The 13,600-nt window shown below is 70.7% G+C and carries 9 protein-coding genes and 2 pseudogenes; 2 read left to right on the forward strand and 9 right to left on the reverse strand.

Going from position 1 to position 13,600, the window contains the following annotated elements; all coding sequences use genetic code 11:
- Positions 1 to 129: 129 nt before the first annotated feature.
- From AB0I73_RS37715 to AB0I73_RS37750, 8 genes are all read right to left on the reverse strand, one after another.
- The gene (locus tag AB0I73_RS37715; protein WP_363044926.1) at positions 130 to 1,044 is read right to left on the reverse strand and encodes a kinase; all 915 of its coding nucleotides are present in this window, start codon (positions 1,042 to 1,044) and stop codon (positions 130 to 132) included.
- A 10-nt stretch (positions 1,045 to 1,054) separates the two neighbouring features.
- Positions 1,055 to 4,330, reverse strand: coding sequence for an amino acid adenylation domain-containing protein (locus tag AB0I73_RS37720; RefSeq protein ID WP_363044927.1), 3,276 nt, complete (start codon positions 4,328 to 4,330; stop codon positions 1,055 to 1,057).
- Positions 4,327 to 5,604: an ATP-grasp domain-containing protein gene (locus tag AB0I73_RS37725; RefSeq protein ID WP_363044928.1), complete on the reverse strand. Its 1,278-nt coding sequence runs from the start codon at positions 5,602 to 5,604 to the stop codon at positions 4,327 to 4,329. The genes AB0I73_RS37720 and AB0I73_RS37725 overlap by 4 nt, the downstream gene beginning before the upstream one ends.
- On the reverse strand, positions 5,601 to 7,073 hold the full coding sequence (argH, locus tag AB0I73_RS37730; RefSeq protein ID WP_363044929.1) for an argininosuccinate lyase: 1,473 nt from the start codon (positions 7,071 to 7,073) through the stop codon (positions 5,601 to 5,603). The genes AB0I73_RS37725 and argH overlap by 4 nt, the downstream gene beginning before the upstream one ends.
- Positions 7,070 to 8,143, reverse strand: coding sequence for a cysteine synthase family protein (locus AB0I73_RS37735; RefSeq protein ID WP_363044930.1), 1,074 nt, complete (start codon positions 8,141 to 8,143; stop codon positions 7,070 to 7,072). Before AB0I73_RS37735 ends, argH begins: the two co-directional genes overlap by 4 nt.
- 224 nt (positions 8,144 to 8,367) lie before the next feature.
- The gene (locus AB0I73_RS37740; protein ID WP_363044931.1) at positions 8,368 to 9,321 is read right to left on the reverse strand and encodes an ATP-binding cassette domain-containing protein; all 954 of its coding nucleotides are present in this window, start codon (positions 9,319 to 9,321) and stop codon (positions 8,368 to 8,370) included.
- A 151-nt stretch (positions 9,322 to 9,472) separates the two neighbouring features.
- Positions 9,473 to 10,219 (reverse strand): DNA-binding response regulator, encoded by a 747-nt coding sequence (locus AB0I73_RS37745; RefSeq protein ID WP_363044932.1) that lies wholly within the window; start codon positions 10,217 to 10,219, stop codon positions 9,473 to 9,475.
- 600 nt (positions 10,220 to 10,819) lie between these two features.
- Positions 10,820 to 11,458: an HAD family acid phosphatase gene (locus tag AB0I73_RS37750; protein WP_363044933.1), complete on the reverse strand. Its 639-nt coding sequence runs from the start codon at positions 11,456 to 11,458 to the stop codon at positions 10,820 to 10,822.
- A gap of 432 nt (positions 11,459 to 11,890) precedes the next feature.
- Between AB0I73_RS37750 and AB0I73_RS37755 the strand changes: the two are divergent.
- Both AB0I73_RS37755 and AB0I73_RS37760 read left to right on the forward strand, forming a co-directional pair.
- Positions 11,891 to 12,628 (forward strand): annotated as a pseudogene (locus tag AB0I73_RS37755) (IS6 family transposase).
- A gap of 342 nt (positions 12,629 to 12,970) precedes the next feature.
- The gene (locus AB0I73_RS37760) at positions 12,971 to 13,168 is read left to right on the forward strand and encodes a hypothetical protein (protein ID WP_363044934.1); all 198 of its coding nucleotides are present in this window, start codon (positions 12,971 to 12,973) and stop codon (positions 13,166 to 13,168) included.
- Between the two features lie 66 nt (positions 13,169 to 13,234).
- Here the strand turns inward: AB0I73_RS37760 and AB0I73_RS37765 are convergent.
- Positions 13,235 to 13,600, reverse strand: a pseudogene (locus AB0I73_RS37765) (hypothetical protein); the annotation flags it as partial.

Here is a 13,600-nt window from a genome sequence, read left to right on the forward strand (position 1 = left end):
CGAAGCTGGATTCAAGAGTCGAAGCCAAGCGTACGAGACGCGGGATGGGTGATCATGGATGCATGCAGGCTGCGCTTACCTGGCGGAGGCACCCGGGTTCACGGGTGCGGCCCCCTCCGTTGTTCCGGGTCAGTGGAAGCTCAGGGTGCGGTACACCGTCACGTTGCCGACCAGTTCCTGGCAGGCCTGCGCGGCGGCGGTGAGCCGGCCGTGGCAGTGCGGCGCGGAGGTGTCCAGCAGGATTCCGAGCGTGGTGCCGCTGTGCCCGACGACCACGCCCAGACCGCTCACCTCACGGCAGATCGCGATCATCGGCTCCAGTGACCACTTGTGCCGCAGCACCTGGTTCATCCGGGCGCTGGCGGTCGCCACCGCGCCGACCTCGGCCAGGTCCTGCCGGGCCACGGCGCCGCTGATCCGGTCCAGGAGCCGGACGTACTCCCGCTTGTCCGCCGCCGTGAACGGCTTGGGGATGCTGTTGAAGTCGACCGTGTCCACCGCGCCGCCCTCGTCGACGCTGACCACCGCCATCGACGGCAGGGAGCCGAGCCGGGCGCGCAGCCGCACGCTGCGGTGGTGGAAGGCGACCACCGACGGGTACAGCACCCCGTCGGTCGGTTCGATCCTGGCGAGGTACGACTCGATGCGGCGCGGCGGCATGGGCTCTTCCAGGGCGTTGGCGACGGCCCGGGCCGTCGCCACCAGGTCCGCCGAGGAACTGGCCAGACCCTTGCCCTCGGGCAGCGTGCTGTCGATCTTCAGCACACCGCCCGAGGGCCGCCCCGCGTCCTCCATGATCATCGAAGTGAGCCGCAGGGCCTTCTTCTTGTGCGGGGGCCACACCTCCAGTGCGTCGGTGTGCGGGGCCACCTCGAAGCGGGCCACGGCCCACCGGGCGACGGGCAGGGTGACCAGGAAGTCGCCGTCCGTCTCCGGCAGGACGCCCTGGAGAAGCTCACCGAACGTGCCGAAGGCCGAACTGACCCCGGTGGCGGCCACCCGGCGGTACTCCGCGGGCAGCGTCCTCGTGTCGATCGTCGTCACCCTGGTCCTCCTAGTCCCGGTGCCCGGGCTTCGGGCAGTCGGCCCGCACCAGTGCGGCGGTGTCCGCCGGTCGTGTGCTGACGAAGTAGTGTCCGCCCTGGCTCAGCTCGTGGAGGGTCACCCGGTCGGAAACAACCTTCCAGTCGCCGTGCCCCTCGTCGAACCGCGCCGTCGAGGCGTCGTCTCGGGCGACGACCACGTCGACCGGGGTGTCGATGCGGTGGCTCTCGGAGTCCTCACGGATCCGGATCAGATGGCTGTTGGCGGTCAGTACGTCGTGCCGGTAGGCCCGTCCGACCACATCGGCCCGTTCCGGCTTGAGTTCATCGAGCTCGACGTACGCGTTGTCGGCGCGCAGCCGGGACAGCAGGGTCCGGTTGTCCGCCTCGGAGACGTCCGCCATCTCCGCGCGCAGCGCCCCGGTGTCCTCCAGCAGCAGCGCGCCGACGAAGACGCGCTCGGCGGGACGGCCCGCCTCCTGGAGCAGCCGGGCGGTCTCCAGGGCCGCGGCCGCGCCGGCGCAGTGGCCCCACACCAGCACGGGCGTGGTGACCCGCTCGGTGATCTCGTCCCGGACCCGCCGGGCGATCTCCGGGACGTCCGCCATCGGCTCGTCGCCGCCCGCGAAGTCGTGGCCCGGCAGTTCGACCCCGAGCACGGCGATGCCGTCCCGCTCCAGCTCGGCCGCCAGCGAACGGAAGTTGACGGCGTTGCCGCCCGCGTAGGGGAAGCACACCAGGGTGCGGTGCGGATCCCGGGCGTTCGCCAGCGGCTGCAACAGGCCCTCCGCGGCGACCCGTTCACCGCCCCGTCCGCGCTCGTCGAGCACCGCCCCGAGGTCGGCGAGGACGGGATGGGCGACCAGGTCCTTCAGGGACAGCACCCGGTCCAGCTGCACCAGCAGACGTACCGCGGCCAGCGAGGTCCCACCCAGCTCGAAGAAGTTGTCGGCCCGCCCGATGCGCTCCAGCGGCACGCCCAGCACCTGGGCCCACAGCATGGCCAGCCGCTGTTCGGCGGGCGTGCTGGGGGCGGCGTAGGCCGCGCCGCCGTGGCCCAGGGTACCGGCCAGCCGGACCAGGGCCTTCTTGTCGATCTTGCCGTTCTCGGTGAGCGGCAGCCGCTCCAGCCGGTGGAAGTACGTGGGGACCATATATTCGGGCAGCAGCCCGGCGAGGAAGTCCCGGGCGTGTTCGGTGGTCGGCTCGGTGTCCGGCCCGGCACCGTCGCCGCCGCTGAAGAACGCCACGAGGTTGCGCTGCCCGTCACCGGTGCCGTCGATGACGACTGCGGCCTCGCGGACGCCCGCCAGACCCAGCAGCTTGTTCTCGATCTCGCCGATCTCGATCCGGAAGCCCCGGATCTTCACCTGCTCGTCCCGCCTGCCCAGGTACTCGATCCGTTCCTCGGGCAGCCAGCGCCCGAAGTCGCCCGTGCGGTACATCCGGGTGCCGGGACGGAACGGGTCGGGCACGAACGCCTCGCGGGTGCGTTCCTCGTCGTTGATGTAGCCGCGGCCCACGCAGACCCCGGAGAACGCGATCTCCCCGGGTGAGCCGAGCGGCACCAGCGCCAGGTTCTCGTCGAGCACATAGGTGTTGACGTTGCGCAGGGAGCGACCGACGGTCACGAAGTCGCGGTCCGGCACCCGGTCGAGGACCTCGTGCATGGTGTCGTCGGACACCTCGGTGGCGCCGTAGGCGTTGACCAGTCTGATGTCCGGGTACAGGGCGAACCACCGCTGCACCAGCTCGTACTTGAGGGCCTCCCCGGTGACCGACACCGTGCGCAGCGCCCCGAGCGGACGGGGGTGCTGTTCCAGGTGGGTGAGGAGCACCTCCAGGTAGGAGGGGACGATCTGGACGACGGTGACCCGGCCCGTGACGATCTCGTCGAGGAAGCCGGCGACGTCGAGCAGGGCGTCCGTGTCGACGACGCGTACGCTGCCGCCGACCATCAGCGGTGCCGCGAACTGCCACAGGGAGATGTCGAAGCACTGCGAGGCGGTCTGGGTGACGACCTCGGCGGTCCCGTTCGTCATCTCCATGTCGTCGAGCTTCATATGGAGGTGGTTGAGCATGCCGACGTGCTCGCACAGGGCGCCCTTGGGGGCGCCGGTGGAGCCGGAGGTGAAGTAGATGTAGGCGGCCTGATCGGGGGCGATCGGCACACCGGGGGCCTCGTCGGAGATGCCGGAGGCCTGGATCTCCGGTACGGACAGCACGGCCGGCACGCGGCCGGTGAGTTCGCCCGCCCGGTCCGCCAGGGCCGCGCTGCCGGGCTCGGTGAGCACGAACGCACAGTCGCTGCGCCTGAACTGGGCCGCCACCCGGTCGGCGGGGAAGTCGGGGCGTACCGGGAGGTAGACGCCGCCGGCCTTGAACACGCCGAGCGCCGCGGCGATCCAGTCGAGGGTGCGGTCCATGACCACGGCGACGACGTCCTCGGTGCGCACGCCCGCTTCCAGCAGCGCGTGGGCGACCCGGTTGGCCCGCCGGTCGAGTTCCCGGTACGTCCAGCGGCCGGAGCCGTGCACGGCGGCCACCGCGTCCGGCACCTCACGCACCCGGTCCTCGAAGTGGTCCACGAAGGTCCGGTCGGACAGGTCGACGCGCGGGCCCGCGAGGCCGTACAGGTGGGTGTCGACCTCCTCGTCCGACAGCAGGCTCCGACCGTGGTGGGGCGCGGAGGTGTCCGCCGCGAGCAGATGCAGCGCGCGCAGGTGGTAGCCCGCCAGCCGGCGGGCGTACCCCTCGTCGAAGTGGGCCCGGTCGTACACCAGCCGCAGCGACAGGCCGGCGGAGTCCCGGACGAAGGCCGCCTTCAGCACGACACCGTCGTCGAGGCCGTCGTCCCCGTCGCCCGCGTCGGAGCGGTCGTCGGGGGACGCGGTGGCCGGCGGAGCGAGGCCCGACAGGTCGAACACCACCTCGGGCCGGGCCTCCGCGCGGTGCGCCGCGGCCAGCGCCGTGCCGGCGAGTACGGCGAGCTCGGCCCAGGAGGAGTCCGTGACGGTCAGGCGCAGCGGCGCCTCGGCCCGGCCGGCCGCCGGGACCAGGCCGATGAGCAGGTCGGGTTCGGCGGCCACCGTCGCCAGGACCCGGGCGTGCGCGGCGAGCAGCAGCGCCGGTAGTCCCGCGCCGGTGTCGGCGGCGCGCTCCTCCAGCGCCCGGGTGAGCGGCGCGGGCAGCTCCTCCCGGTGCTCCGCCGCCCCGCGCTCGTCACTGCCCGGCATGGTCCATCTGGGGATTCTGGTGTACGTCTGCTGAGTGCGGTGCCCGCTCATCGGTCCCCGTTCCCTTCCTCCGGCGTCGCCGGCTCCTTCAGCTCGATCTTGATCAGTCGTGCGGCCAGCTCCGCGCGGGACGCCGCCTGCGCGGTGCCGGTTCCCGTGGCGACCACACAGCCCAGGCGGTCCTGGAACGAGTGCGTGATCCGCACCTGCCGGCCGACGACCGTGGTGGGCACGGCCACCACGACCCCCGGTGCCGCACCCGCTTCCCGGATCCCGTCCACGGCTGTGACCCGTCCCTCGCCGGCCGCCATCACGAACCGCACGGCGGCGTGGCCGGCCGCAGCTCCGGAGGCCGCGGTCGCGGGCGGTGCCATGTCCTGGCCCGCGGCGCGGGCGATCACGGCGTCCACCAGGTCCGTTCCGGTCGCGGCCCGCACGGCGACGGGGATCATGCCGCCGGCGAGCCTGGGGTTCACCTCGATGACCACGGGACCGTCGGCGGACCGGCGGATCTCGGTGTGGGCGGCGCCCCAGCCGAGCCCGAGGGCCTTGAGGGCTGCCAGTGCCGTGTCGCCGAGTTCGGCGGTGGTCCCGGGGTCCACGGAGGCGGGGATGTCGTGGCCCGTCTCCACGAAGTGCGGCGCGGGGCCGGTGTGTTTGGCGACGACGGTGACGACGTCGCCGTCGAAGGTCTCGACGGAGAACTCCGGCCCGTCGACGGCCGCCTCCACCAGGATGCGGCTCGGCACCGCGTTGCCCCGCTCATCCGTCGCCCGGTCGAGCAGCCGGTGGGCCCACTCCTCGGTCTCCGCCCGGCCCCGGCACAGCCGTACGCCGTTGGAACCGGAGCCGCTCACCGGCTTGAGCACCACCGGATGCCCGATGGCATCGGCCGCCTCCACCGCCGCGACCACGTCGGAGACCGCCGTCCAGGCGGGCACCGGCACCCCGTGGGCGGCGAGCGCCGCCCGCTGGAGGTCCTTGGCCCGGCAGCGGGCGATCGCGTCGCCGTCGGCCGCGGGCAGCCCGAGCAGGGCCGCTGTCCGGGCGGCGTCCGCCACGAAGTACTCCGAGCTGGAGGTGACCCCGACCAGTCCGGCACCCTCCGCCAGACCCCGGCAGGCCTCCATCACGGCCTCGAGGTCCGAGGTGTCGAGGACCAGGGTGTCGACGGCGTCCTCGGTGACGTAGGGATACCGGCCGGGGTCCCGCGTCAGCAGCACCGGCCGCAGCCCCCGGGCCCGTGCCGCCGCGCAGAACTCCCGTCCCGTCCCGGTGGTGTTGCTCTCCAGAAAGGCGAACCAGCGGACCGCCGTACCGTTCATCGCTCTGCTCCCTTGTCCCCTGCGCCGGTCACGGCCGCGACCGCCGTGTCGAGGGCGCGTTCCGCCCGCGCCAGCCGGGCACGGTACCGGGCGAGCCGAGCGGCGTGCTCCGTGCGCCGCTCCCGGAGCTCGTGGACGACGCTCTCGCACGCCCCGGGGCCGCCACCCCGGTCGTGCTCGGCGACGAGCTCGGGAAGCGGCGGGATGTCCGCGCTCACATCGGCCCGCAGGCCCTCCGGCAGCGCGATCTTCGTCAGCTCGGACTCACCGGCCTCGACCGCCTCGCGTACCGCGGCGCCCACCACATGGTGCGCGGTGCGGAACGGAACGTCCTGCCGCACCAGCCGGTTGGCGATCACCGTGGCCGTCACGAAGCCCTCCCGGGCCCGCTGCTCCATCCGCCGCCCGTCCGGGCGGGCACCGCTCACCAGCACCTGGGCCAGCAGCACGCTGTCGCGCACGGTGGCCAGCGCCGACCAGGCCCCGCCGACCGCCTCGGTGCCCACCTCGATGGAGTTGGTGAACGGCGTCGACTTCATGGCGGCGGCCGAGGCGGTCCACGCCCCCACGGCGGCCGCCGACTTGGCCTTCACATGCTCGAGCAGGAACGCGTTGCGCTTCTGCGGCATGGCCGAACTGCCGCCCACGAGCCGCTCGGGGAACTCCACGAAGCCGAACTCCTGGGTGCTCCACAACTGCAGATCGGTGGCGAGTCGACTCAGGGTGAGCCCAGCCCCGGCCGCCGCCGCGAGGGCACGCAGCAGCGTGTCCCGGGAGGCCACCGAGTCCATGGCGTGCAGCGGCGGCCCGTCGAAGCCGAGCAGTTCGGCCGTGCGGGCCGGGTCGATGGGCAGGTCCGTGCCGGACACGGCGCCGGCGCCGAGCGGGCAGCGGCTCTGCTCCTCGACGGCGTGCCGCAGCGCGACGATGTCCCGGTCCAGTGCGGTCGCGATTCCGGCGAGGTAGTAGCCGTAGGTGACGGGCATCGCGGGCTGGAAGTGGGTGTAGACCGGCATGACCACGTCCCGGTGGGCGCGGGCGCGGGAGAGCAGTATGGCCTGGAGGCGCAGCAGTTCGCCGAGCAGGTCCGTCAGGTCGTCGCGCAGCCGTATCGCGGTGATGGTCGCCTTGATGTCGTTGCGGGAGCGGCCGGTGTGCAGTTTCCCGCCGACGTCCGCGCCGAGCCGCTCGATGAGGTGGCTCTCGTACATCAGGTACAGGCCGCGCGGCGCCGGCCGGTCGTACAACTCCCTGAAGCCGTCGGCGCGCAGTGCGGTGACCGCCCGCAGCAGGGCGGCGGCCGCGTCCCGGGGCAGCAGCCCGCACTCGGTGAGCATCACCACGTGCGCGAGGTCGATGACCGAGGTGTGGCCGAGTTCCCGGCGGATGTCCTCCGGCCCCGGTTCGCCGTAGACGACACGGGTGGTGCGCGCGCCGAGCGTGCGGGTGAGCCGACCCGTGCCGCTCATGACAGCACCGGGTCGGGAAGGGATCCGCCGGAGCGCGGCACGGTGCCGTGCACGTCCTCGTAGGTGCGCCGCCCCCAGAGCATCCGGGTCCAGTTGTCGCCGGTGTCGGCCGGCGAGTCGACCAGGACCGGCTCGGCGGGCGGGTGCGGCAATGTGTGGCCGTTCTCGGCGAGCCATGCGTCGTTGTACACGGTCGCCTGGTAGCGGTAGCCCTCGTCGGGGAGCATCACGACGCACAGTCCGTCGGGGTTGCGGTCGGCCCACCATTGGGCGGCCAGGTAGGCGGCACCGCTGGTCGGCCCCTGGAACAGCGCGTGGGTGGCGTGCAGTCGCCTGGTGTACGCGTACGCCTCGGGCGCCGAGCACCAGTGCACCTCGTCGAAGGTGGAGTGGTCAAGGTTGGCCGGCCACAGGCTGTTGCCGAGACCGCGCAGGGAACGGGGGCCGTCGGGCTGCCCGAAGAGCACGCTGCGGTGGCTGTCGACGCCGATGGCCTGGATGTGCGGGGTCAGTTCGCGCAGCCCGCGGGTGGTGCCGCACATCGAACCACCCGAACCCACTGGTCCGACCATGCAGTCCGGGGTGCCGAGCGAGCGGGCGATCTGCTCGGCGACCACCCCGTAGGAGCGCGGGTTGTCGGGGTTGCTGTACTGCTCGGGGCAGAAGGTCGAGGGGAGTTCGGCGCGGATCTCGGCGAGCCTGCGCAGCCGTGCCTCCTGGTAGCCGCCGACCGGCGCGGGCTCCTGGCAGATCTCCACCGTGGCGCCGAGATCGGTCAGTCTCCGGTACAGGTTGGCATCGATCGCCGGGTCGCTGACGAGGATCAGCTCACGCTCCATGAGGGCGGACTGCATCGCCAGCGCAAGGCCGAACGTTCCCGACGTGGTCTCCACGATCACCGTGTCGGCGTCCAGCTCGCCCCGGTTGTGGGCGCGCTGCAGGATGTAGTGCGCGGGCAGCAGCTTCATGAGAGAGAAGACCGCGCCGTACAGATTGGGGCCGAGCCGGACGAGACGCGGCATCATCGTCGCCTCGGTGATCGAGTGGTACGTCGGCGTGATCGCCGTCATGAAGGGCTCCCTGGAGGATCAAGACCGTCGATGGTGGTGCGTGGTGAAGTCCTGGCGGGCATCGCGCCGTTTGCGGATCCACCGCCGCACCCGCGCGGTCCACGGCATGGTGGCCCGGGGCGCGCCCGGCGGCGCGGCGGGGCACGGGCGGGCGTCGGTCAGCCTGCTGATGGTCCACATATTCACCGGTGCGGCCCGGGTCCGAGGCGGGGAGGCAACGGGCCTCAGGACGGGACCGGGACGCCGGCGCGCTCTTCGGCGAGGGCCAGATAGACCTCGTCCAGCGTCGGTTCGGACAGTGAGATGCCGGTGATCTCCACTCCCGCGGTGTCGAACGCCCGGACCGCGGCGGCTAGTCCGATGGATCCCTCCACAGGGGCGGTGACCGTGCCCGCGGGCTCGCCCGGGCAGGGGTCGAGACCCACAGTGCGCAGGGCGCTCAGCGCGGCGGCCGTAGTGCCGGGGTCGGCGAGGGTGACCCAAACCGTGCTGCCGCCCAGCCGTTCCTTGAGCTGGGCGACCGAGCCGTCCGCGATGCACCGGCCCCGGCCGAGCACCATGACCCGGTCCGCCAGCTGCTCGGCCTCCTCCAGGTACTGGGTGGTCAGCAGCACCGTGGTGCCCGCACCCACCACCTCACGGACGAGGTCCCACAGGGCGTTGCGGCTGACCGGGTCGAGTCCCGTGGTGGGTTCGTCCAGGAAGAGCACCTGGGGGTGGCCCACGAAGCTGCTGGCGAGGTCGAGGCGCCGGCGCATGCCTCCCGAGTACGTGCCCGCCGCACGGTCGGCCGCCTCGGTCAGCGCGAACATGTCCAGCAACTGTTCGGCCCGCGCTGCCGCCTCCCGCTTGCCGGCTCCGAGGAGCCGGGCCACCAGCAGCAGGTTGGCGCGGCCGGTGAGGCTCTCGTCCACCGCCGCGAACTGGCCGGTCAGACCGATGCGGCGGCGCACGTCCCGAGCCTCTCGCACGACGTCGAACCCGGAGACCTGCGCCGTGCCTTTCGTGGGCGGCAGCACGGTGGCGAGAATACTCACCAGTGTGCTTTTACCCGCACCGTTATGACCGAGCAGACAGAGCACGCGCCCTTTTTCCATCCGAAAGCTGATGTCGTCGAGTGCCCGGGTGGCACCGAACGTTCTGCCCAGCTCCGTCGCTTCGATCATCACGTCACTCATCGATGCTGTTCCTCGCAGATAGCGGCCTGGACGCCTTTTGTGGAGGCAGGAAGATCCTGCAATCTCGACTGTCCGCACCACAAGGAGAGCTACAACAAGCTGCCAGCAACCTGAGGTTTTCCGCATTGTCAAAGGTCAGCCTGACAAGTACTTACCCCGCCAACCGGCCGGTGCCCGTGGGCATCAGATCGCCCGAGGGGAAAAGAAGCCCGAGCTCAACGGCGCGGGCACCCGCCTGAAATCTCGAGCTCGCACCCAGCTCACGCGTTATTTCCGCGACGTTGCGTCGGTACGTGCGCACCGAAACCCCCAGTTCGCGGGCGGCGGCCTCGTCGGTGCGCCCCGAGCTGAGGGCTTGGAGGATGCGCCGGCCGAGCGCGCTGCGTGAGCGGTCGCTCAGGCGTCGGTGGTCGGCGAGGGCGGCGCTGCTCGACCAGGAGACGGCGAACAGGGTGCGCAGATTGCGCAGGACGGCCGGGGCGCGGACGAGCACCGCCTCGCAGACGGCGACCCCGTTGCGTATCCACACCGCGCCGATGACGCCGTCGGCGAGGACCATTTCCTGTAACGGAGCCCTGACCAGGCGGGTTTCGACTCCGGGTGCGTACTTGTCGAGGTGCTCCAGGAAGCGGCGGTCCCGCAGGAGACCGACCCGGCCGAGCAGCTTGACGCGGACCCCGCGTGCGGTGGCCCGGCCCAGCCGGTCGATCAGCTGGTAGATCTCGTCCTCGCCCTCACCGGAGAGGACGACGGCCAGGTGGTGACGGGCCGTGGCGATCATCTGCTCCGTGGCGACCCCGACGGAATTCTCGTCCGGTTCGAGTGAGGCGACCAGTCGCTCCACGTTACGGTGGCGGTCGACGGCGATTTCGACGAGTTTCCGGGCCTGTAGCAGCACGCCCTCTATTTCGTCACTCGAAGGCCGCGATTCCGTAAATCCTGCGGTGAGCCCTGAATCGTTGGCTGTCTCGTAATTGACTGAGGTACTGGGCACAGCTCCCCCTGAAGCTTGACCAATAGGAGTCCCCGTCCGCCCTGTTCGAATGCCCTTGTGGGGCGTGAAGACCCTGGCGCGGGGTAATACTCGTGCAAACAGCCAGAGAAATAACCTAGCGGGGCACCGTACAGAGTCCATGGAGAGGCACGCGACCCGCAGGTGCAACGCGGCAGGCATACCGCATTTTGAACTCCATTCCCCCGATAAGCAGACACAGGCGGCAAACTGGACATCCCTCTGGAGGGTAGTCAACAGTCGCCTGCGTCATTCCTGTTAGTTGAACAGTACCTAGGACAACTTCATAACGTCAAACACCCCTGTCTGAAACGATTACGGAAAACCTCATTGCGCAGAGGGGGGCATCCTTATCGACTGCCAGGAGTCGTTTCCGCGCGAACGCCCCCGGCCCGCCGTGTGCGGTGAGAGCCGGAGGCGCCTGCCGTCAGAGAGCCTCAGTCACGTTCGGGCCGGCCAGGCGAGGCGCAGACCGGCCCGGGCCGGTCAGTCCAGGGCCCCGTCGTAGTCGGGCAGCTTGAAGGTCCGCTCCGCGTGTCCTCCCACCAGATCCGACGTGTTGTTTCCGATGTTGGCGACGATCGTGTATCCGGCGGCCTCGATCTGGGCCCGCTTCGACGTCTTGAACTCGGCCGTGTCGCGGAACAGATCACCGAGATTCCGCTGGTACAGACCCGTGATCGGATACCCGACCGACTTGAGGTTCGCCTCCGTGATCCATGAGAGCAGGTCGGGCCGCGCGGTGACGAAGAATATGGCCGCGCCCCTGCTGTGCGCGTACTGGGCCAGTTCGAGAGTTGGCTTGACGGCGGGGGTCGGCGGCAATGTCTGGAAGTGCGTCTCCAGCGAGGTGTTGTCGATGTCGAGGACGATCGCCGGCTTCTCACCCGCGCTGTCGTCCAGTCGCTGCTCGACGTAGGGGCGGGCCTCGTCGATCACCTTGCGCACATCGCTCTGCCAGGTGTCGTAGTCCACCTTCGCCGCGATGGCCTGGGCCCGGACGGTCGTCGTCGACCGCTCCTCGCCCGTCGGAGCGGCCACCGCCTGCGTCGCCCCCGTCACCCCCAGCACGAGCGCCGCCGCGACGGTCGCCGCCGCGCGTCCTCCAGACGCGATCCTGGCCATTCGTCCTCCCTTGTGTCCGATGCACGACGGCCGTCCGGCCCCCGTCCGGCCGAACCTAAAGGCCGATCCGAGCGGGTTGACGGGCGCGTGACCGGAACCGGAAGCGGAGTCCCGCACGACCACTCCCGCACTCGTGAACGTCTGCAACATTGCGCCAGGCGGGCTGAATTAGTGGCAGGTTGTTGCCATCAGGGCAAATCGAGGCCACCCGGAACACCGACCAGCGCACGAGGCGCGGCGCGTTGCCGACTGCGGCATCCGAACGCACTTGTGAGGTGGGGAAGTTGCCGCAGCCACCGCCGGACAGTTGGCGCACCGGCGCCCGCGGAGAGTTCGGCAGTGCGAATCCGACGGCGCCGCGGCCGTTGTCGGGAACCGAAAACGGGGCGGTGTCACGTTGGCTGAGCGGGTGGGATGATCTTCTGGTTGATCATGCGGGAGGGGTTGTCCGTGGACAGCGTGCCGCCGTCGTACCAGGGGCACCGGTACCCGGTGGAGATTATCGCCCACTGTGTGCGGCTGTACTTCCGCTTCCCGCTGTCGTTCCGCGAGGTCGAGGAACTGATGCTCGAGCGCGGCGTGACCGTCTCGCATGAGACGGTGCGGCGCTGGTGTGTGAAGTTCGGGCAGCAGTACGCCGGCGCGTTGCGCCGCCGTCGGCCCCGGCCCGGCGACACATGGCATCTGGACGAGGTGTTCGTCAGGATCAACGGAGAGTAGAAGTATCTGTGGCGGGCCGTGGACCAGGACGGCACCGTCCTGGACATCCTCGTGCAGAACCGGCGGGACAAGGCCGCGGCCCGGCGCTTCTTCCGCCGCCTGCTGAAGACGACCCGCACGGTGCCCCGGGTGATCGTCACGGACAGGCTCCGCTCCTACGGTGCCGCCCACCGCGAGGCCGTGCCCTCCGTCGAGCACCGGCAGTCGAAGTACCTCGACAACCGGGCCGAGAGCAGCCACCAGCCCACCCGGCAGCGTGAACGCGCCATGAAGGGCTTCCGCAGCGTCGGCGGAGCCCAGCAATTCCTGTCCGCGTTCAGCGGTATCTCGCCCCACTTCCGGCCCCGTCGCCACCGGATGACCGCCCCCGGCTACCGCGCCGAGATGACCGTCCGCTTCGCTGTCTGGGATCAGGTCACCGGCGTCGCCGGCCTGTCTGCTACCCCCTGAGCACGGAGCCGGAACCCGGCCCCACCGAACCAGACACCCCGTCAGGCACTCATACGCTCCACAACGTGACAGCGCCGCGGACCGTTCTGGTCTACGCGCTCATCGTCGCCTTGTTCCGCTGCACGGGGGAGCAGGCCTGGCCAACCTCGACACGTTCGATTTCATGATCATCTTCTTGCTGCCGAACGGGGCGCAGAACGCGATCATCGGCCCGGACAGCAGCGGGGTGGGAGGCCATCACGCTCGCTGGAGGGCTCGTCGACCGTCGTGATCGAGGACGGCTGGGCCGTCACCAGGGCAGCCAGGCACCCGGCCCTGGGGACCGGGAAACTGGGCCATGCCGTGCGGATTCAGTCCGGCCACACCATCGGCAGCGTCGCCATGGGCCGGCCGGAACCCGACGGACGCCTTGTGGTGTCGCTGCGACCGGGGGACGAGACGGCCACTCATGTCGGCATCACAACTCTCGACGCCCGGCTGGCCGCAGTGGAGCCGGTCCGGCAGCCGTGCCCGAGGGCGGACGCCAAGGCAAACAGGTGACGGATGTTTACCAGTGGCCCGTCTTTCGGGCCGCCGAATGGCACGGCGTGCCGATTGAGCTGCGGCTCAGGTCGTCGCAACGGCAACGGCCCGTTCGGCGGCGTCGCGCAGGACCTGGGCGCTCTCGAGCAGCGCTTGGTGCTCCTCAGGCGTCATGGTGGGTACGTGCATCTGCTGGACGCCACCCGCCCCGAGAACGCTGGACAGGGAGAGTGTGACCTTGTAGCGGGAGGAGTAGGCGGCGACGGGCAGCACCGCGCGTTCGTCACGCAGTACCGCCTCGACCAGTCGAGCGGAGACGGCACCGATGCCGTACTGGCTCGCGCCGGTGCCTTCAATGATGGTGATGTTGGCGTAGCGGATGTCGTTCTCCACCTCCCCACGCAACTCCTCGACCGACTGGCCGTCCTGGGTCAGCAGGTCGATGACGGA

It is taken from the genome of Streptomyces sp. NPDC050388, from assembly GCF_040655635.1.
Classification (GTDB): Bacteria; Actinomycetota; Actinomycetes; order Streptomycetales; family Streptomycetaceae; genus Streptomyces.